The 21,173-nt window shown below is 41.7% G+C and carries 14 protein-coding genes; 7 read left to right on the forward strand and 7 right to left on the reverse strand.

Translation table 11 applies throughout. The features are described from left to right. The first annotated feature begins 45 nt into the window (after positions 1–45). Genes M2135_RS07495 through M2135_RS07505 form a run of 3 tightly spaced genes read left to right on the forward strand, consistent with a single transcriptional unit; the run spans position 46 to position 3,739 of the window. The gene (locus M2135_RS07495; protein ID WP_280747908.1) at positions 46–1,359 is read left to right on the forward strand and encodes an aspartate kinase; all 1,314 of its coding nucleotides are present in this window, start codon (positions 46–48) and stop codon (positions 1,357–1,359) included. Positions 1,360–1,397: 38 nt separating this feature from the next. Next, positions 1,398–2,555: a diaminopimelate decarboxylase gene (lysA, locus tag M2135_RS07500; RefSeq protein ID WP_280747909.1), complete on the forward strand. Its 1,158-nt coding sequence runs from the start codon at positions 1,398–1,400 to the stop codon at positions 2,553–2,555. A gap of 2 nt (positions 2,556–2,557) precedes the next feature. Then, positions 2,558–3,739: a glycosyltransferase gene (locus tag M2135_RS07505; protein WP_280747910.1), complete on the forward strand. Its 1,182-nt coding sequence runs from the start codon at positions 2,558–2,560 to the stop codon at positions 3,737–3,739. A 472-nt stretch (positions 3,740–4,211) separates the two neighbouring features. On the opposite strand, the gene rplS is transcribed toward M2135_RS07505, so the two are convergent. Beyond that, the gene (rplS, locus tag M2135_RS07510) at positions 4,212–4,559 is read right to left on the reverse strand and encodes a 50S ribosomal protein L19 (protein WP_280747911.1); all 348 of its coding nucleotides are present in this window, start codon (positions 4,557–4,559) and stop codon (positions 4,212–4,214) included. Between the two features lie 136 nt (positions 4,560–4,695). Further along, entirely contained in the window at positions 4,696–5,469 is a 774-nt protein-coding gene (locus tag M2135_RS07515; protein WP_280747912.1) for an NIPSNAP family protein, read from the reverse strand. A 103-nt stretch (positions 5,470–5,572) separates the two neighbouring features. Here M2135_RS07515 and M2135_RS07520 point away from each other — a divergent pair, with 103 nt between their 5' ends. The 3 genes from M2135_RS07520 to M2135_RS07530 all read left to right on the forward strand — a co-directional run bounded on the left by M2135_RS07520 (position 5,573) and on the right by M2135_RS07530 (position 10,716). Beyond that, positions 5,573–8,548 carry a glycoside hydrolase family 3 N-terminal domain-containing protein gene (locus M2135_RS07520; RefSeq protein WP_280747957.1) on the forward strand — a complete coding sequence of 992 codons (2,976 nt, stop codon included), beginning with the start codon at positions 5,573–5,575 and terminating at the stop codon, positions 8,546–8,548. 26 nt (positions 8,549–8,574) lie between these two features. Then, positions 8,575–9,609 (forward strand): aminotransferase class I/II-fold pyridoxal phosphate-dependent enzyme, encoded by a 1,035-nt coding sequence (locus tag M2135_RS07525; protein ID WP_280747913.1) that lies wholly within the window; start codon positions 8,575–8,577, stop codon positions 9,607–9,609. A gap of 369 nt (positions 9,610–9,978) precedes the next feature. Next, positions 9,979–10,716: a lysophospholipid acyltransferase family protein gene (locus M2135_RS07530; protein ID WP_280747914.1), complete on the forward strand. Its 738-nt coding sequence runs from the start codon at positions 9,979–9,981 to the stop codon at positions 10,714–10,716. Positions 10,717–10,721: 5 nt separating this feature from the next. Here M2135_RS07530 and M2135_RS07535 read toward each other — a convergent pair whose 3' ends face one another. From M2135_RS07535 to M2135_RS07545, 3 genes are read right to left on the reverse strand one after another with little or no spacing between them, the layout of a single operon-like run. After that, positions 10,722–12,263: a capsule assembly Wzi family protein gene (locus M2135_RS07535; protein WP_280747915.1), complete on the reverse strand. Its 1,542-nt coding sequence runs from the start codon at positions 12,261–12,263 to the stop codon at positions 10,722–10,724. Next, entirely contained in the window at positions 12,223–13,203 is a 981-nt protein-coding gene (locus M2135_RS07540) for an alpha/beta hydrolase (protein WP_280747916.1), read from the reverse strand. Before M2135_RS07540 ends, M2135_RS07535 begins: the two co-directional genes overlap by 41 nt. Before the next feature lie 35 nt (positions 13,204–13,238). After that, positions 13,239–14,072 carry an OmpA family protein gene (locus M2135_RS07545; RefSeq protein ID WP_280747917.1) on the reverse strand — a complete coding sequence of 278 codons (834 nt, stop codon included), beginning with the start codon at positions 14,070–14,072 and terminating at the stop codon, positions 13,239–13,241. 613 nt (positions 14,073–14,685) lie between these two features. Between M2135_RS07545 and M2135_RS07550 the strand changes: the two genes are divergently transcribed. Further along, complete coding sequence (locus tag M2135_RS07550; protein WP_280747918.1) at positions 14,686–15,888, forward strand: 6-bladed beta-propeller; 1,203 nt, start codon at positions 14,686–14,688, stop codon at positions 15,886–15,888. A 120-nt stretch (positions 15,889–16,008) separates the two neighbouring features. Here the strand turns inward: M2135_RS07550 and M2135_RS07555 are convergent, their stop codons facing one another. Beyond that, the gene (locus M2135_RS07555; RefSeq protein ID WP_280747919.1) at positions 16,009–19,038 is read right to left on the reverse strand and encodes a glycosyl hydrolase family 28-related protein; all 3,030 of its coding nucleotides are present in this window, start codon (positions 19,036–19,038) and stop codon (positions 16,009–16,011) included. Between the two features lie 11 nt (positions 19,039–19,049). After that, positions 19,050–20,996: a hypothetical protein gene (locus M2135_RS07560; RefSeq protein WP_280747920.1), complete on the reverse strand. Its 1,947-nt coding sequence runs from the start codon at positions 20,994–20,996 to the stop codon at positions 19,050–19,052. Positions 20,997–21,173 lie beyond the last annotated feature (177 nt).

The raw sequence follows: 21,173 nt of genomic DNA on the forward strand, positions 1-21,173 counted from the left end.
TGATATACAACAGAAAAGAATAAACCATTTAATATAAAAAAGGAAATGAAAGTTTTAAAGTTTGGCGGTACTTCTGTAGGATCTGCACAGCGGATGAAAGATGTAGCAAAACTCATTGTGGGCAACCGTGATATCGTTGTTCTCTCTGCCATGTCGGGAACCACTAATTCGTTGGTTGAAATATCCGATTATCTCTATAAGAAAAATCCGGATGGTGCCAACGAGATTATCAATAAACTGGCGCAGAAATATGACGGACATATTGATGAACTATATAGTACCAACGAATATAAACAGAAAGCCAAAGAACAGATTAAAACTTATTTCGATCATATCCGTACATTCACAAAGGATCTATTCACCCTTTTTGAAGAAAAGGTGGTATTGGCACAAGGTGAATTGATCTCTACGGCGATGATGAATCTATATCTACAGGAACTTGGGGTGAATTCTGTTTTACTTCCGGCTTTGGAATATATGCGCACAGACAAAAATGCCGAACCAGATCCACTCTATATCAAAGAACAGTTATCGAAACTTCTAGAAGAGTATAAGGATGCCGACATATATATCACTCAGGGGTATATCTGCCGGAATGCCTACGGAGAAATAGACAACCTACAACGGGGCGGTAGCGACTATACCGCATCATTAGTCGGTGCTGCTATTCATGCCGAAGAGATTCAGATATGGACCGATATCGATGGTATGCATAACAACGATCCCCGTTATGTCGATAACACTTCTCCTGTTCGCCAGTTGCATTTTGAAGAGGCAGCCGAATTAGCCTATTTCGGAGCGAAAATACTTCATCCGACCTGTATTTTACCTGCCAAATTGAATAATATTCCGGTTCGTTTATTGAACACCATACAACCTGAAGCACCGGGCACCATTATATCCAACGAGACAGAAAAAGGAAAAATCAAAGCTGTTGCGGCAAAAGACAATATCACATCCATAAAAATAAAGAGTGGACGTATGTTATTGGCTACAGGATTCCTGCGTAAAGTCTTCGAAATATTTGAAAATTATCAGACACCTATTGATATGGTGACGACCTCGGAAGTAGGTGTGTCGGTCACTATCGACAACCGGAAACATCTGGAAGAGATTGTAGATGATCTGAAGAAATTCGGAACAGTAACAGTGGACGAAGAGATGGTTATTGTCTGTGTTGTAGGCGATCTTGAGTGGGAAAACATCGGATTTGAAGCACGCATTATCCATGCGCTTAAAGAAATTCCTGTCCGCATGATTTCTTACGGAGGAAGTAATTACAATGTCTCGCTGTTAGTCAAATCGGCCGACAAAAAAAGAGCTTTACAGGCATTAAGCAGCCACTTATTTAACGATTAATAGTTAAGAATTAAGAATATCCATTTACAACTATTTTTATGCTCAAAGGTGTATTTCCGGTAGAAAAGTTCAACACGATACCGACTCCATTTTACTACTACGATGTGGATTTATTGCAAGAGACGTTAGATTTTGCAAAAACAGAAGCTGACAAATATAGTTTTCATCTTCATTATGCCGTAAAAGCCAATGCTAACCCCCGCATTTTATCTATCATCTCCGGTTATGGGATGGGAGCAGATTGCGTGAGTGGCGGAGAAATTCAGGCGGCACTTGATGCAGGATTTCCGGCTCAGAAAATCGTTTTTGCCGGAGTAGGTAAAGCCGATTGGGAGATCAATCTGGGATTAGACCATGACATTTTTTGTTTTAATATCGAATCAGCAGCAGAACTGGCCATTATCAATGAACTCGCTACTGCTAAAGGAAAGATAGCCTCCATCGCTCTGCGTATCAATCCGGAGGTAGATGCACATACCCATATAAAGATTACCACCGGAATGAAAGAAAATAAATTCGGTATCAATTTAAGTATGGTCGGTCAAGTCCTGGAAGAATTAAAGACATTGAAAAATGTCAGACTAATCGGTATTCACAGTCATATCGGATCACAAATTACGGATATGTCGGCCTTCCGTAATCTGGCTATTCGCTTCAATGAAATACAGGATGAGTTGGAAGAGATGGGTGTTGTAGTGGAGCACATTAATTTTGGCGGTGGACTGGGAGTCGATTATTACCACCCAAACCACATCCCTACGCCCGCTTTTGATAATTATTTTGCCGTATTCCACAAATTATTACGGATTCGCCCCGGACAACAGGTTCATTTTGAACCGGGACGATCCATCACGGCACAGTGCGGCAGTCTGATCTCTAAAGTACTTTATATCAAAGAGGGAGAAGTCAAAAAATTTGCCATTCTTGATGCCGGATTTACCGAACTGCTCCGACCTGCTATGTATGATGCGTATCATCGGATGGAGAATATCAGCAATGATGATCCGGTTGAAATCTACGATGTCGTAGGACCTATCTGTGAATCTTCTGATGTATTCGGAAAAGATGTCGAATTGAACAAAGCCCATCGGGGTGATCTGATTGCCCTTCGTTCGGCAGGTGCTTATGGTGAAGTGATGGCTTCACAATATAATTGTCGTAGTTTGCCTAAAGCCTATTTTTCTGATACCCTATAAAAGTGGAAAATCTATTTGTATTCAATCACTTCGAATTATATCTGATCGGTATAACAACTCTACTTTGCTGTATTCAATTGTTGTATCTATCGGTGACGTATGCCCGTCCGTTGCGTTTCAAACGAAAAAAGAAAAACAAACCGGTCGACGAAGTTGCGTTCCCTCCCGTATCGGTGATCGTGTACGCTAAAAATGAATCGGAAAATCTGCGGAAACATCTGCCTGTATTATTGACACAAGAGTATCCCGAATATGAAATTATCGTTGTCAACGACGGGTCTACAGATGAAAGCGACGATATCCTGAAAATGCTCGAACAGGAGCATAAAAACCTGTATCATACATTTACCCCTGAAAATGTCAAATACCTGAGCCGTAAAAAACTGGCATTAACTCTGGGTATCAAAGCAGCCAAACACGACATTTTACTCTTTACAGAAGCTGATTGTCTCCCCTTGAGCCCGAACTGGATCGCATCGATGGCGACGAATTACACCACCGAGACATCTATCATGTTAGGGTTTTGCGCTTACGGGAAATACAAAGGTTTCCTGCATAAACTGATCGCCTACGACAACCTGGTCAACGGACTACAGGCTATTTCTGCAGCGCTCTCCGGTACGCCTTATACCGGAGATGGACGTAACTTATCCTATAAAAAAGAACTCTTTTTTGCCAATAACGGATATCAGAAATCATTGAATCTACATGCCGGTGACGACGATCTATTCGTCAATCAGGTTGCCACAAAACGGAATACCCGGATCACATACAATCCGGAGAGTATCATGCAGATGTCAAAAATAGAACGTTTTAATAGATGGAAAGAGATGAAAGTGTCACGTGCCGCTACCCAACATCATTATAAAGGAGGCATGCTTTTCTTTTATCGTTTAAACGATCTGTTTTTCCTCCTTTTCGCTTTAGCTGTATTTTTTTCAATCTATGTCGGTGTCACCGGAAATTGGCTCATTGCGGTGTTTGCCGCTCTCTTATACCTGCTGCGGGGCGTTGTGAAATCAACCATCTTCCATAAATCAGCCAAGATATTGCAACAAAAAACAGTGACCAAATGGCTGTTTTTCCTTGACTACGCCCTTCCGGCATTCAATCTCTATGTCTACATCTATCGGATGTTCAGGGGAAAGAACGACTATACATTCCGATTATTGGAAGGAAAATAACCTCCCTGTCTATTTCTGTCTATGGATGAAAATGGAATAGATCAAGCCAACAACCTGCTTGATCTCTTTTTTTTATCCGGATACCCTATCTGTTTTATCCAGATACCCTAACTGTTTTTGCGAATCAATTAATCGTCTAACAGTTGGTAGACGATTAGGCAACAGTTGATAGACGAAAGTGCACCAATTGGTAGACGAAAGTGACACAGCTGTTAGACGATTAATTGACCCACACAAAAAAATCCAATGATTGGAACGGTTGGGTGAAGAGAACTGCTCCTTTTCTGAACGTAATTAACGTAAATTTGATATAAAGATTTAATCCTTCCATTTTCTTCCATTCAGAGACCCATTACTTATAACTCACATCAATAAGAGCGGAGGAGAAGAAAGGATTAAATGAGTTTTGAATAAAACAAAAAGCCACCCCCTCTCAGGGATGGCTTCTCGTATGGCAATCGAACCGGAGTAATTATACTCTTCTTTCTTTGATTCTTGCTTTCTTTCCGGTAAGTGCACGCAAATAGTACAATTTTGCACGACGTACTTTACCCAATTTGTTCACTGTGATGCTTTCAATGAATGGAGATTCTATTGGGAAAATTCTTTCCACACCTACATTCTCAGACATCTTACGAACGGTGAAACGTTTTTTATCTCCATGACCGGAAATACGTATCACCACACCTCTGTACTGCTGAATACGTTCTTTGTTACCCTCTTTAATACGGTAAGCTACTGTAATCGTATCTCCACTTTTAAATGCTGGATACTCTTTTTGGGTAGCAAACGCCTCTTCTGCAATTTTAATTAAGTCCATTGTTATAGCTTTTTAATGTATTTTTTTAACGAAACGCAATGTAACGGGTCACTCTTTCCCGACAGAGATTACGTAAAGCGGATGCAAAGTAACAAAACATTTATGAAACAACCAAAAAGACCTGCAACAAAATCGTTTACAATTGCGAATAGGGCAATGGTGAAAAGAAAATACTCTGATTATTCGTTGCCGTATGGGCATATTCTTTCAGCCCTCTGATACGTTGCCAGTCAGGATGTTTGCTGAACTCCGTCCATGCGGCACTACGCGCCTCTTCATCTTTATACCAAAGCAGATACATCAATGCCGGCATCCGGGGGCCGGCCAGAATCTCTCCGTAACAGACCGAATTGACGCCCACCTTATCGAAGATATCAATCTCATCGACATTAAACATTCTTACCTTGCGTTGATTGGCCTCTTCATTGGGGCTATGGTAGATACGTATCTCAAACAATCCGCGATTTTTATCCGGCTCGCGGTGTGTGGGTATTTTATCAAAAGCTTCACACAGATAAGTCTCTATATTGGAATAAACCGGCGCTGGCGCTGTTGCGTCATAAAACGGTTGAGCCGCCTGCATAAAAGCTTGATCTTTCCAGATATCCTTCTTAAGCTGATAATAAGTCGACATATCCGGATAGATGAATAACAACCATCGCTGTTCGACTTCTTCCTTTTTATACAAACTAAAAGCGCCTACTTTGACCTTTTTACGGTTATAAAAAGGAATCAATACATCTTTAAAAAATGGATCCAATGAAGCACCATTACCAGTTAAAGTATAAACACGCCATTCGTAAATCTCCTTTTGAGATGTCGGAATGACAGAAGTGGTTGATGCGACACAATTTACAGCAGGAATAGCAGCCAGTGTGGTGGCCACTTTCATAAAGTTTCTTCTTTTCATGAAGTAGCAGAATTAGATTTATTATGAATTATCAAAGCATCCAAAGGTAACGATATTCTGATAATTTTCTTACTTTTGATCTGAATTTACCAGGGGAATGAGAATGAGGAACGTTTTTATAATCATAATCTGTTGTGTAGCTGTATTATCCGCCAAAGGCCAAACTGTTCCCGAACTTTATCGAAAGGTTGACCAAGAGAAGATGAACCATTGGGCCGATTCGGTATTCGACACATTAAGTTTCGACGAACGAATCGGACAATTAATTATGGTTATCGCCAATCCGACGACCGACAATCGCAACATGCAACGCCTGACGCGTTATGTGAACGAGATCAAAATCGGAGGTATTCTTTTTCACAAAGGCAATCCGGTCACACAAGCCGATGTCACCAACCGGGTACAAAAAATAGCCAAACTACCCTTATTGGTCTCTTTAGATGGCGAATGGGGGCTGTCCATGCGCTTAAGTGGAACGACCCGTTTCCCTAAAAATATGATGTTAGGAGCGATTGAAGACAATAGCCTGATAGAGGCGTATGGGAAAGAGGTCGGTCGCCAATGCCGTGAAATGGGTATCCATATCAACTTTGCACCCTCCATGGATGTCAACAGTAATATGGAGAATCCGGTGATCGGATTACGTTCGTTTGGAGAAGATCCCGATGCCGTATCCGAAAAAGGAATCGCTTATGCACGCGGCATAGAGGGGATGAATGTGCTTTCTGTCGCCAAGCATTTTCCCGGACATGGAGATACCTCCGAAGATTCACACCATACCTTACCTGTAGTTCGTCACGATAAATACCGATTAGACAGCCTCGAATTATTACCGTTCAAACGTTACATCTACGAAGGGTTCGGCGGTATGATGACCGGTCATTTGCATGTCCCGGCTTTAGACAAGACACCTAATCCGGCCTCTCTCTCGCACACCATTGTTTCCGGTTTACTGAAAGAGCAGTTAGGTTTTCAGGGCTTATATTTTACAGATGCCTTAGCCATGAAAGGAGCCTCAACAAAAACAAAAGACAATATCTCGGTCAAGGCCTTATTAGCCGGAAACGATATTCTTTTAGCCTCCGCAACCCCGATCAACGATTTCGAAGCGATAAAAAATGCGATCAATGAAGGGATCTTAGATCTGCAGGAAATAGAAGCAAAATGTTTGAAAATACTACGCTATAAATACATTCTGGGGTTAAACCAGTATAAACCGGTAGCGATCAAAGGGCTATCCGACAGAATCAATTCTTCACATGCCGAATGGTTAGCCTCCCGATTAAATGCAGAAGCGATTACGCTGCTTAAAAATGATTCCGCAATCATACCTTTAAAAGAACTGAATAAAAAGAAAATAGCCGTGCTCTCTATCGGAGATGTTGTGGGCAATGAGTTCCAACAGATGTTAAACCGTTACGATTCGGTCGCCTGCTTCAGTATCGTACAGAGTTCCAATGCAACACATATTCAACGGGTATACAACCAACTCCAACAATATGATCTGATTATCTGCAGTATTCATACCGTTCGTATTCCTGAAGCACCTGCATTAAAACAATTAGCAGAAAAGAAAGAGGTCATTTTCTCCTTCTTTACCCTCCCCTACTTCTGTAAAGATTACAGCAGTACCAAAAAGGCTAAAGCCCTTATTATGGGGTATGAAGCAACTCCTTTGGCCATGAAATTCGCTGCACAATTGATTTTCGGAGGAATACCGGCCAAAGGAAAACTTCCTGTTTCTATTCCGGATCTCTATTTTGCCGGAACAGGGATATTTACAGAAAAAACACGATTGGGCTACCATGAACCCGAAGAGGTTGGTATGAACGCCGCACGTTTGGAAGTCATCGATAAAATTGTTGCCGAAGGGTTAGAAGAAAAAGCCTATCCCGGTTGTCAGGTACTGATTGCTAAAGAGGGACAGATCATCTATCATAAATCTTTCGGATATTTTGATTTCAATAAAAGCCAACGCGTCACCGAAAAATCGGTTTACGATCTCGCTTCTGCCTCTAAAGCTGCTGGCACTCTGTTAGCTGTAATAAATGCTTTTGATGAAAAGAAGTTTACCTTGGAGAGCAAGATTTCAGACTATATCCCCTCATTAAAAGGTTCCAACAAAGAAAACCTCAAAATTAAAGAGTTGCTCTATCATCAATCGGGACTCATTCCAACCATCAACTTTTATTTAAAAGCGATTGATCCCGACAGCTATCAGGGCAGTTTATACAGCAACACCAAAAGCACCTCCTTCCCCGCTCGCTTCGATGCAAAAACATATGCACGTAACGACTTTTCTTTTTTACCCAATCTGGTTTCTAAATCGCCTAAAGAAGGTTTCTCAACCAAAGTGGCCCATCATTTTTATCTGCACGACTCATTCAAAGATACTATCATACAAACCATTAAAGAGTCTAAATTAGGTACTCGCGGAAAATATGCATACAGCTGTATTAATTTTATTCTGCTTAAGATGATGGTAGAAAACCAGTTGAACCAACCGATGGATCAACTGTTAAACAATCAGTTCTATAGTCGTCTGGGCGCGTGGCGAATGACCTACAATCCGCTTCATACCATCGACTCACTACATATTGTGCCGACCGAAAACGATCAGTTCCTCCGGCGACAACTGCTTCGTGGACATGTGCACGATGAGGCGGCAGCTTTTCAGGGAGGGGTTTCCGGTAATGCCGGTTTATTCTCCAACGCCAACGATCTGGCAAAGGTCGTTGCGATCTTTTTGAATCAGGGCGTTTATGGTGATGAACGTTTTCTTTCTGCAGAGAGTTGTCTGCTTTTTACAGAGAGTAAAAGTCCGACCTGCCATCGTGGATTGGGGTTTGACAAACCCAGGCCGGATAACCCGAAAGCTTCGTCTTGTGGCGAACTTGCTCCCAAGTCGGTCTATGGACATACCGGATTTACCGGAACTTGTTTTTGGGTCGATCCCGAGAATCAACTGATCTATATTTTCCTGAGCAACCGGGTCAACCCGACACGGGCCAACAACAAACTCAGCACGTTGGATATCCGAACCAGGATACAAGATGCGATCTATAAATCTTTTTATTAATCCGATTATATACAAGCTACCAAAACATGTTATTCGGCCACGGCGACGACCACTACAACACACAACATATCATTAAAATAAATTTCAGTTCGAATGTCTGGTACGGTGCCAATCATGACCGGCTAAAAAAGCATCTGTTCGACAACTTCACCCAATTAAGACGATACCCCGAACCTGACGCTGGTTCGCTAAAAAAAATTATTGCCGACCAATCCGGCATACAAGAGAATAATGTAGTTATTACCAACGGCTCCATCACCGCTTTTTATCTATTGGCTCAGGTATGGACAGCTGCGAAATCAGCGATTGCTTATCCTTCCTTCGCCGAATATGAAGATGCGTGTAAACGTTTTGGGCATGAGATCAGTTATTTCCCCATAAAAGAGAAGTTCAACAAATTAATATGCCAAGAAAAGCAGTTGTATTGGATCTGTAATCCGAACAATCCGGACGGTACACTACACACACGGAGTGAATTATTAGAATTAATAACAACCTATCCGAAGACAATTTTTATAATCGACCAATCGTATCTCTCATTTACCACAGAAAAACTACTAAAACCAGCCGACATCCATAATCACCCGAACCTGATTCTGGTTCACTCCATCTCCAAAACTCAAAATGTCCCCGGACTAAGAATCGGATACATTATCGGCGCCTCCGAATTTATCACCCAGATAAATCAATACATTATCCCCTGGTCTCTAAACACATTTGCCATTGAAGCAGCCAGGTATATTCTGCTTAACCCGCATCAATTCATATTGCCTGTTGATCGCTGGAAAAAAGAGACCACCGAATTCCTCTCTGCATTAGCCAGCATAGATAATCTGGAGGTATTCCCTACTGCAACCACCTTTTTTCTGGTACGATTAAAAAAAGGAAATGCGCATGAATTAAAAAACTATCTATTGGCCAATCACGGTATACTAATCAGAGATGCCTCTAATTTCAGAGGGTTAGATGCCTCATATATCCGTTTATCCACACAAACCCCTAAAGAAAATAGCGAACTGGTTGATGCAATTCGTCAATGGGAGCAAACTATTGCTCAATAAAAAAGGCTATTCCTTGTCCAGAATAGCCTTTCCTTTCTCTTCAGAATATATCACTTCTTACTGAAACTTCTTATTTAAAAAGATATGACCAAGATAGCCAATTATGATAAGAGAAATCCCTGCAATAAGGATTGTGTTCGACATACCACCTGTCAGAAATGGAACAGCTAATATAACAACACCAATAAGAAGTATTAAGACTCCGAGATATTTAAGTAATGTGTTCATGGTTGATTAATATTTTATTTTATATTTTCTTTTCTAGACGCAAATAAAGCAATAATAACCCGATTCCAAAAATATTTTAGAATAAAAATATCAAAACCATTAAATTTACCCGCTATATTTGTGTAGCAATATCATCTACATATGACAAGAATCTTATACATTCTTTACCTTTGGTTGGTTGCCGTACCTGTTTTTCTCATACTAACCGTCATTACCGCATTAACAGTGATTATCGGTTGTCTGTTGGGAGGAGAGAAAATCTTTTCCTATTATCCGGGAATGATCTGGTCGCGGATAACATGTTACCTGACCCTTTGCCCGGTCGACATGCGGGGACGTGAATATATCGACCGGAAAAAGTCTTATGTATTTGTAGCAAACCATCAGGGTGCTTTTGATATCTTTCTGATATATGGATTTTTAGGCGTTCCGATCAAATGGGTGATGAAAGCGGGTATTGGCAAAATACCATTGGTGGGCACTGCTTGCCGAGCCGCCGGTTTTATTTTTGTGGATAACTCAACACCAAAAGCAGCCTTACAAAGTGTTACTGCGGCCGAACGAAGTTTAAAAAACGGCGCGTCTGTAGCTGTCTTCCCCGAAGGTTCGCGAACCTACGACGGCAAAATGATTCGTTTTAAGAAAGGAGCCTATCAAATGGCGGTAGATCAACACCTGCCTGTTGTGCCAATCACATTAAACGGTCCGTTTTATGTTTTACCGATCGGTTCATTAAACATTAAGCGCCACCGGATGGAGATGGTCATTCACCCTCCTCTTTCGACCGACCATATAGAAACGTCTAATAAAGGACTTCAAAAATTAGCTGACGAGACACAACAGATCATTGCCTCCGGATTGTGGGACGATTTTAAATGATCCGGTCATTTATTCCAGGCCTTCAATACCCCTCGTTTACGCACACTCAATCCGAACCCGACAGTTTTATCACCAACCATATCACCGGTGTCGAATCCGACAGATCCTTTAAAATCCCAACCCGAAAGACGGGGATGTTGATAAGAGAGATCCAACGCCAATGACACACCGTCACGTTTTTTCAATAAAGGCGCAAAGGGAGTACCCCACCCATTCATCACGGTACACAATAAACGATAAGACAACTGTCGGGAGAGATCACCCTCCAGACCGATATGCCAATCCTTCACCCTGTTATTCTCAAAACCGGGAAAACGATTGGAATTGTATTCCGGTGAGACAATCAACGGACTACCGATACTCCGGTTAAAATACGTATGCCCCGTCGTATACTCCTCATTATTATAATAATTATCGGCACCCCCTCCCCTTCCCGGATAACGGTCATGGTCGAAATAAAGATAGTGGAGCGGACCACTTTGATCTTTGGTCATCAAATACTCCAGAACCACCTTGCGGATCCATGAGAATTGCGGAACATCCAGTTGAACACCCCACAACCCATCCCATCCATTATACAACAACAGTCCCGATTTATCTGCCGACAGATGCTGATGATACGCATGAACAGCCCATGTTTTCTGAGTATAGCCCAACTGAAAATCATAGGAGATATGATGATTCCCCAATACATTCGTCTGCGCTGACGGACTGGCATCTCCTCCCCCGCTTTTCCCGGCAAATACACGCAGAAAATCTTTGAAAGAATGAGGCTGTTTTCCCAAATTCGGATTAGTAGAATTCCCTCCCCATTGTGCCGTATGCTGCACACCAAACGACACCGTAAACGGAAAATCCCCCCGCGTATCTTTCAGCCTTACAAAAATAGATTTATGATGCCACAATACATCTTCCACATAATACTTATCCGGAGATATAACATCCGCCAAATAGCGACTATCAAAAGAGCGGCCTATCCCCATATCGCCTTTCAATTGTAACCATCCTTTCAAGAAAGGAACAACGACAAACTCCGGCAGACTGATATTTATTTCCGGAATCGGCCGGGCATTCGGAGATTGAATCAAATCGCCCGAACTCAAAAAACGGTCCCATAAAGAAATATAACGTTCCTTACTCCCTATACTTAATACAAGTTTCTGATAAACAAGTTCGGCATATAATTGCTGCAGAAAAACATTCCGCTCTCTCGGAGCCACAAACGCCAGATCGACGCCAACACTCCAGGTAAAAGAATGCCCTAAACGGTGTTGATGAAAAACCCCTCCTCTAAAATAACCGTTACCTGCATCTAAGGGAACTACACCATACCGGTTACTCACCATCCAAAAAGGCGTATTATCACCTGTCGCTGCCGAACCAAACGTTTCAACCTGATAAGTCGTAACATCCGACACATCCTCTTGCGCATATAAAGGAACGATCACTCCTGCCCACAACATCACACCTAAAATCAACCCGACGACTTTCATATTATTCTTGTTCTTATTCTTCCAACCAGGTAAACATAGTCCGATACGCCTCATCCCGGTATGGCTTTTGTGAAAGAATCAAATCATGCATCCCGTTCGGTATTTGGCAAAAGGTGAGATCCGAACTTAACCGCAGACCGTATTTCCGGATATCCTCAACATCCAGTACCGCATCTGCCGTTTGATACTCATCCTGCCATTGATCGGTCTCTCTGATCGACTTATCAGAGGATAAAACCAATACCGGAATATGCAAAGATAATCCTTTCTGTACAATCCGATGCCCTTGATGAATAGCCTTGAGCCAACCCGCCCGTTTCGCATGACTGTTCAATTTTTTCCAAGTCGTATTAAACGCCCATTCACCTCTGTAATCTATATGAATACTTTGACCGTATAAATTGGCACTCCCTCCTTTTAAAACGGTCAACTTCGGGAAAAATTTCCCCACAAAAGCGACAACAGGCACCAATACCTTCTCCATCAACCAACTCATATGCATATCCAGAAAAGGACTATTTAGAATCATCCGACTGACAGGATGTCGATCTCCGCACTCTTTCATATATAACGGTAAAATCAGCCCCCCTGTCGAATGACCCATAAGAATAATCTCCCGGTTACCCTCCTGGCGGATAATCGTCAACGCTGTATCAATATCGGCAAAATACTCCGTCAGACTTTTACAAAAAAACGGATCTTGATGAGGCAATATGGAACGTCCGTATTTCCGCAGATCCAACGCATAAAAATGATATCCATGAGCTGTGATACTATCGCCTAACGCTTTCTGAAAAAAATAATCGTTATACCCATGCAGATACAAAACAGCCTTGTCCGATTCCGACCGAAGCGGTTTCCGGATCAATGTGCAGATCACCTCCCCGTCATAATCATCCGCCATCCGGATGGTTCTGGAGAAATACCCCTCCCCTAAAACATCTGCAACGTATTGCGCCTGGGAGAAACCAACGTTTATCCCAAACAGTGCCATCAATACCCATGTATATTTAAAAAAGGTATTCAATTTTATTTCAACATTTGATACAATTTATCCAGTTTTGGAGCCATGATAATCTCTGTACGCCGATTACGACTACGCCCTTCGGCCGTTTCGTTATTATCCACCGGCATAAATTCACCCCGTCCGCTGGGCTGTATCTGCAACGGTTTGACATGGTAATCCTGTATCAGAATACGCACCACCGACGTAGCCCGTATAACACTCAAATCCCAGTTGTCTTTAAATTGAACGGTACTGATCGGCTTATTATCCGTATGCCCCTCTATAAAAACATCAATATTCGTCTGCTTGTTTAACACCTCTGCCAATTTCGCCAAAGCCTCCTTGCCCCGTTTATCCACCCGGGCGCTGCCCGATTCAAAAAGCAGTTTGTCAGACATAGCCACATACACTTTCCCGTCTTTCTCGGTCACACTCAACTCGTCACTTCCAAAACCGAGTAAGGCATCTTTTACATTTGTCAATAACGATTGCACCTCCTGATTCAGCACATTCATCATATCCTGCAATTCATTGATTGTCCGCTCACGCTCTTCCAACTCACCCATTTTCTGCTGAAGCAGCATATTCAGTTTTTCCTGTTCCGACATATTGGTATTCAACATCGCCTGATAAGATCGTATCTGCCGTCCCAGACCGGCTGTATCCCGGATCAAAACATCCAGCCGTTCCCTCAAGCGGTCGTTCTCATCGCGGCTACCAACCAACTCCCCTTTCAATACATTTTCCCGGGCAATCGCATCCAAACGCCCATTTTCAGCCAATTCATATTTTTTTTTCGTCACACAAGACGTTGCGACAGACAATAAAATCAATCCGAAAAACAAACCCTTTTTCATCTTTTCCGTTTTTTCCCGAAAGGTAGTATTATTCATCAAAAACTCGGCCGCTCCGTTCATTTTTTTATTCAATAAAAGATACCACGCGAGGGGTAGCTATACACAAATACTCTTGACATTCAAGCATAAGACTAATTCTTTTCATCTGAATGCCTTATCCGTTTTATCGTATTTTATTAACAATTTTGCCAGACCGATTAATCGTCTACCAATTGGTAGACGATTCGGCAACAGTTGGTAGACGATAGTGACACAGTTGGTAGACGAAAGTGACCCAACTGTTAGACGATTAATGGATCTGCACAAAAACGACAGCTTATTCCTATGATCCGAAGAATAGATGCGGTTCTTTCCAGTAAGGGTATTTATTTTCTTTGCACGAACAAAAGATTAAACTAATGATAACGTTCGGAACACTAACTTTTCGATATTTTATTCCTTTCTTTATCACCATGTAAGTACAATTAAAACAAAAGTTATGAAAACAGAAGCAAAGAAAACAACAAATCTCGATGCACCCAAAAACTCCAGGCTGAGTCATCAAGAGCAGTGACATTTGTTGGAATTGAGATTATCTAAATAATACAGAGAGAAATTTTATTTGCATATTTTTATGAAATACATTATATCTATATCTATTATTCTACTTATCATTCTATTCTCCGGTTGTAATAAACAGTCCAAGTATGACTCAGAAGATAAAAACAAACTATATCTTATTGATTTTGAACAATGTATAAAAACAGAACAAGGGTTGAAAATATCAGAGATTGCAGACACAATAGAGTATCTGGAATTAAAGACACCAGATGATATTATTATCACTCATATTTCCGACATCAATCAGGTTGATGATTTCTTGATCATTGAATCAAATCACCAGGCCTACAAATTTACATGGGACGGAGAATTTGTCAAAAAAATAGGGCGTAATGGACAAGGTCCTGGTGAGTATTCCATGATTTTTAATATAAGTTCTGATCCCATAAAAAAAGAGATTATTCTCTCTGACTCTGGACAATTACTATTTTATGATTATGATGGCAATTTTCTTCGTAGAAAAAAATGGGGATCACTTTTTAATATCGCTTTTTCCAACTCTGTTTTATGGGTTAGTGAATTCGCTAATAATACGTATAAATATATTGCATTTGCTTTAAATGACATGGGAGATACTATCGTTTCTATTCCCAATCCTCTTTATGGGATAAAAAGTCGGGATGAAGGCACAGGAGGTTCCATAGCTAAAGGTCTAAAAATGTTTTATCGACATAACGGTTCACTCTATCTGAAAGGAAAAGAAGTCAATGATACCATTTATCAATTATCTGGGATAAACAAAACACCTTATGTGACTATCAATATGGGAAAATACAAATTACCTGTTGAATATGAAGCTTGGTATTCGTGGGATGACTTCAATAAACATGGGAGTCGTTATTGGGGAATACCTATTGTTGCTGAAGACAATCGCAACCTATACCTCACAGCACTCAGATACAGAGATATTGACGGAGACAATTATAGGTATAATGAAGAAAATTTCAGATATATTGTATATGACAAGGAAAAACGTAAAGGATTCGTTACCAAAAACAAAACAGATACTAAAATAACAGATGATATCTTGGGTGACCCTCCGATATGGCCTCGTTGGATTATGAACGATTATTATATGAATATAATCGAACCTTATGAATTATTAGATGAGATTAGAAATGGAGATTATACATTATCACCTGCATTCGAAAAACAATTATCAGGTTTTGAATATGGGACAAATCAGCTGATCGTGTTGTGTCGTAGAAAAAAATAAAAAAGACAGTCTAAAAACCCTTACAGGTTCTTTCAGACTGTCTTTTTCTATTCAAACAGAACGTTTTTACCACACTATTCCGTCCAGATATTGGAAATCACCTTATGTTCTGTATAAAGATTAATCTATTTTGACTCTATAAATTGATGAACGTGCCGTGATAAACAGTTCGTCTCCATGCTTTCCACCAATTGTAAGCGAAGAGGGACGTTCGGGAACAACGATTCTACGGATTTGCTTTCCTTCTTTATCGAAAACATATACATGACCGTCTGTTACATAAATATGACCGTTTTTATCCACTGTTGTACCAAATTCTCCTTGTTCTATAAAATGACGAAGATTAGAAAGCGTTCCGTTCGGAGCAACATCCAATCGAACGATTCGTCTTTCATATTCATCACTGGAGTAAAGCGGTTTACCCGGAATCGCTTCAATAACGGAAGAAGAACGTGCCAGGTCATAATGTTCAGGAATAATGGTTACCCCATCCGGTGCAACAAAACACTCTTCCGGTACATAAAGAGAGACCTCATCGAAGTCATGCATATCGCGCCAGCGATTAGAAGGGTATAAAGCCTTCGCCACGCGTTGTACAGATCCCATTTTTACCTTCGGTAATAAACGAATCGTTTCATCCGGACGATCGGGATCAACCGAATACACCCAGGTGGCAAAACCACTATTCCCCCATTTACTGAAGTTTGTTCCTTCCGCATCGGGCAAACGAGGAACCGTTTCCTGCTTACCGTCCACAAGATAGCCGGGCTGTGGATCATAACGGAAAACAACTAACAGATTATCTTGCGTATCAAATGCCAGAGAAAGCGGTTGCCAGGGATAATCAGCCAACAGAGATAATTTTTCGGTCTGCACATCCCATTTATAGATACGACGCATCCGTTGCTCACTGAAATAAACATTTCCTTTACTGTCACGGGCAGCACCTTCGGCAAATTCAAAACCGGTACCTAAGCGTTCTACCTTTCCAGATGTTGCAGCAAGTGGTGTTTTTCGGGGTTCATTACCTGTAATTTTAAGATAAGTAAACTCCCAGGGACGGACATCCTGTTCGGTATTGATATCATAAACAGTCAGATCGATCACAAACCGCATCTGACCAAAATTATGCGCATTGAAAAATTCTATATTTTTGCAATTCCAGGTACGAACGGCATAAGGGAAAGGAGTCACCAACCGGATTACCCGGAATAGGTAAAGATTGGCAAAAAGCATATTACTACATTCATCCAGTTCCAGTTCCAGACAATCCGGCCCTTCACGGGTTTCAATTTCAAATTGAAAAGCATATAACTTCCAGTTGGATACACGTTTAAAACGAGCTTCGTTCCGTACATGATGTTCTACCGACATCGCATAGATTTTCCCTTCGGTAGACGTATCACTGACGTAAATCCCGTTACTGCTGTATGAACTGGCAGTCCAGATATCCTTAAAGACACCTCCCCCGCCGTTTGTGATCCACAAACTCCAATATTGCGTATCCCATGCACGGTCTTTTCCTTGTTCGGTCACCGGATTAAAAGGACTACTAATCTGTGGAGTACGTCTGCCTCCCTGGTTTGACTGTTGCCCGGGCTGTGGACGTCTCATTGTACCATGTCCACCTACGAATTTAACGTCATTCATATAAGAAGATGCACCCGCCATCCATTTACATCCGACCGCCCGGTAATTATAGGCGCCGGTATTTAATCCGACACCGTTAACGATATTGGTTCCACCTTTCGGTGTTTCCAACAAAGGCTTGGGAGCACCAAAACCGCTGAAAGCCGGAGTACTCTCTTTCAATATAAGTTGGGTCGCTATCGGATTCAATCCGATCAGATTCGTGTTGGGTTTTAAGACAAGAGATTCGGAAATCACATACCATCCCTGCGGCAGATAAATATGTTCATATTCAGCTATTGCCCGAAGGAAGACCTCGGTATCATCTGTCTCGCCGTCACCCTTAGCTCCAAGATCGCGAATATTTACCCATGTTTCTACAGGAGGGAGTGGCCGAATATCATTTACTGGCAATGCAGGCATCGTTTTTAATATTTCCATATCGGCAACAGTTCTCATCTCCGGTTCCGCAGCCATATCTTCCATATGCAGACCATGTGTATACCGTTTTACCCGGTAAATAGGCGCTTCACCACGTGTTTCTTTCCCGCTTTTACGGTAATGAGCCAGAACAGGCACATTGCGGCAACTGATATTCAGTAAACTCAACTGATTAGCCTGATTATTCTCATTACTAACAATAACAGCCGCCTGTTTAATATTCTCAAACACACAATCCTCCATATAGATCTTATCTCCATAATTCGGATCGATATCAATCACCACCGGCACATTATTGGCATATAAACGAACGATTGTCAACCCTCCTTCCTGAGTACGAACAGCCGCTTTACGCTGTCCTTCGAAGTAGGTATTCACCATCATCATCTCCCAGGCGGGTGACGTTTTTGTCGTATAGATACCGTAATCTCCGCCAAAGAAACGAACATTCTCCATTTCATTACCGACATCAAATAATCCGGCTTTCCCTTTTCCGATATGAATATCGACATTGGAGACAAAGCTATGCTGGGCAAAATGCGTGCGAAGCGCGACAGCATACGGATTCCCGTCTTCAATCTTCAAATCGACGTTTGAAATGGCACTATAAAATGTTCCGGCACCCGCATCCCGAATCGGTTGACCTGGCTCGACAATACTTCCGGTAAACCAGAACATATAATTAGCCTTCCCTTTATCATCGGCTACTTCCTGTTGATAGCCCGGTGTATTCTTACCCAATACGATAACCGGTCGGTTCCGTCCATATCCGATCAAACGTACAGCCTGAGGAATATAAATCGTTTTACTGATCTTATAGGTACCTTCAGGTAGAAAGACGATGCCAAAATTAGCTTCTCTTTTCACCTGATTCAATGCTTGCTGTAAAGCATCACTCACATCTGTTTTTCCATCAGCCTTAATCCCGAAATTTTCAGGTGTAAAATAGATGGCTTCCGAATCGTTCGGTTTTTGTTTATAGACCGATTCTCCTTTAGAAATGGCTGCATTAACATAAGTCAGGCAACCTAACAGAAAAAACAGGACAACTATTATTTGTTGATTATATCTATTACGCATCTCTATTCCGTTTATTCGTTCCACTTATTCGGGATAAGTCCGTATCCCCTCGGTCGTTTGGGCAGGTCTGTCACAGGTTGAATCTCTCCCATATGAATACCATACAATCGTTTCGCTGATTCGATCATCGCTTCTACCTGATCGACATAAGGCAGATCCACGACATCCACAATACCGCAATTATAATTTTCACCATCCAATGTACGGCCTGTGGTCGACTGATCACACCATTGGAAATAAGCAGCACCAATTAAGGCCGGATGCGCATACCCATTTTCGACATAATACCGGTAAGCCACTCCCCTCTCCTTCTGATTATCCACTTGCCATAATGATTGCGCCATACCGCGGTCTGTTGTTCCGAAATGGAACTCACCGATGATCATTGGCAGGTCTGTCCGATTAGAGATATAGTCCATATACTCTTTACTTGGAGTAAGCGAATAACTATTAAAACTATATACATCATATACATCCTTACAGATATCCAGAATCTGATCAGCCGGAATAGTGGAATTACCCAATCGCAATCCAATATGCAAATGGTGCGGGTCATATTTTTCCAACGCTTTATCTACCGTCTCCAGATAGATACGAAGCGTATTATAGGCAAATTCTTTCCGTTTTTCCGGCGTATCGCCTGTTGCCAGGTGTTTATTTATTGCTCCTTTAAAATAGTCATCACCATGCTCCATAATCAGGTCGGCCAATCTAACCTCCTCGCCGAGCCATGCCGGCTCGTTCCCTGTAAACCAACCGATCAACCAAGGATTCTCTTTGTACGGAGTAACCTGTTTTTGAATTACTTCATCTATTTTCTGCGCAAAATCCGGTGCATAGACATTCGGCAGACCAAGGATACCTCCACCCGGATTGATTCCTCCTAACTGAAGCATAAATGGTTTTTCATTCTTATTGATAATATACCGATCCGACCAGTTCGCTATCGTATTAATCCCCCAAGCTTCCATACGCTTAATAGCCATATTGGCCCAACCCTCGATCCAGTTCTCCTGACCGTATCTTCTGGCCAGGTTCCAGTTGCCAAAAGAGGTATTATTCGATAAATGCCCCAACACTTTCGGAGGAATCTCTTTATAAACACCAGACCGTTGATCCAGCATTTTCACATCGGTACCACCTCCGGGACGAATACAGTCTACCGCAACGGATAAAAACAGATACCCTTCCGGATCGACAAACCACCAACGGCCGTCGATTTTCTTTACCCTGAAATAGCCCGTTCCGTTATCAATTCGCGCCTGTTTGTAACCGCCGAATCTGGAATAATTGAAATCACCGGGTTGGATTGTTTCCGCCTCTTTTTTCCAGGCTTGTTGCAATTCTTCCAAAGAAGAGACTTTACCGTCATAATTCCCAAGGTTCCATTGACCAAACTCATCAATCAGAGGTTCGGTTCCCAAATAGGCATCATTCGGTCCCGTTTCACTGAAACGAATCGAACGTATTTCAAGTGTTGGATCACCGATCGGAGCATGCATACGGATACCCACCCAGTCTACACCGGTTAATGGACCTCGTGCCGCATCCCCCAGATTATACCATCCCATATTAAACGGAATATTATTATACGAGGCAAGATCGTGTGATGGCCGGGGTTTTTCCCGATACAACCGCAAAGGAATACAAAGACGCGACCATGTACCGACCGCATAAGGCATTACCCGAAGTTCGTTATACCCCCAATCGGTATTGAAACCGATCTGGAACCGTTGTGGTGACGATGCACGCATTTCCAGCTCAAGATACTGGTACTTATCCCACGAATCGGAAGATTCCAATCCAAGGTCTTTCAAACTAAACTTTTGCCCTGCCACCTCATATTGGCTCTCAAAAGTAATTTTTAAAGGATTTTGTGGCGTCGGAGGCGCTGTTTGCTTTTTGCAACCGACAACACTACATAATAGCAGAAGGGCTATTAACAGAGTCTTAGTCATACGCATTTGTTTTTATCAAGTTAGTATCAATAAACATCAAGTCGTTTATTATCAGTAGAGTTTTCCGAACATTCGGGTTAGCGATAATCATCGGTTTACCTATTTACCGTCGGCAATTTAGTAAATAATTATCAATAAATACATCGATGTGCATATGACAAATACAAAGTTAATCCG

The organism is Parabacteroides sp. PF5-9, from assembly GCF_029893105.1.
Lineage (GTDB): Bacteria > Bacteroidota > Bacteroidia > Bacteroidales > Tannerellaceae > JARXWG01.

What these genes read in the sequence shown, in the direction of transcription:
- M2135_RS07525 (WP_280747913.1), top strand. Translation starts at nt 8,575, where the DNA reads ATGTTATTCGGCCACGGCGACGACCACTACAACACACAACATATCATT.
- M2135_RS07535 (WP_280747915.1), bottom strand. Translation starts at nt 12,263, where the DNA reads ATGAGGCGTATCGGACTATGTTTACCTGGTTGGAAGAATAAGAACAAG.
- M2135_RS07550 (WP_280747918.1), top strand. Translation starts at nt 14,686, where the DNA reads ATGAAATACATTATATCTATATCTATTATTCTACTTATCATTCTATTC.
- M2135_RS07560 (WP_280747920.1), bottom strand. Translation starts at nt 20,996, where the DNA reads ATGACTAAGACTCTGTTAATAGCCCTTCTGCTATTATGTAGTGTTGTC.
- rplS (WP_280747911.1), bottom strand. Translation starts at nt 4,559, where the DNA reads ATGGACTTAATTAAAATTGCAGAAGAGGCGTTTGCTACCCAAAAAGAG.
- M2135_RS07515 (WP_280747912.1), bottom strand. Translation starts at nt 5,469, where the DNA reads ATGAAAAGAAGAAACTTTATGAAAGTGGCCACCACACTGGCTGCTATT.
- M2135_RS07520 (WP_280747957.1), top strand. Translation starts at nt 5,573, where the DNA reads ATGAGGAACGTTTTTATAATCATAATCTGTTGTGTAGCTGTATTATCC.
- M2135_RS07530 (WP_280747914.1), top strand. Translation starts at nt 9,979, where the DNA reads ATGACAAGAATCTTATACATTCTTTACCTTTGGTTGGTTGCCGTACCT.
- M2135_RS07555 (WP_280747919.1), bottom strand. Translation starts at nt 19,038, where the DNA reads ATGCGTAATAGATATAATCAACAAATAATAGTTGTCCTGTTTTTTCTG.
- M2135_RS07545 (WP_280747917.1), bottom strand. Translation starts at nt 14,072, where the DNA reads ATGAAAAAGGGTTTGTTTTTCGGATTGATTTTATTGTCTGTCGCAACG.
- M2135_RS07540 (WP_280747916.1), bottom strand. Translation starts at nt 13,203, where the DNA reads ATGGCACTGTTTGGGATAAACGTTGGTTTCTCCCAGGCGCAATACGTT.
- lysA (WP_280747909.1), top strand. Translation starts at nt 1,398, where the DNA reads ATGCTCAAAGGTGTATTTCCGGTAGAAAAGTTCAACACGATACCGACT.
- M2135_RS07495 (WP_280747908.1), top strand. Translation starts at nt 46, where the DNA reads ATGAAAGTTTTAAAGTTTGGCGGTACTTCTGTAGGATCTGCACAGCGG.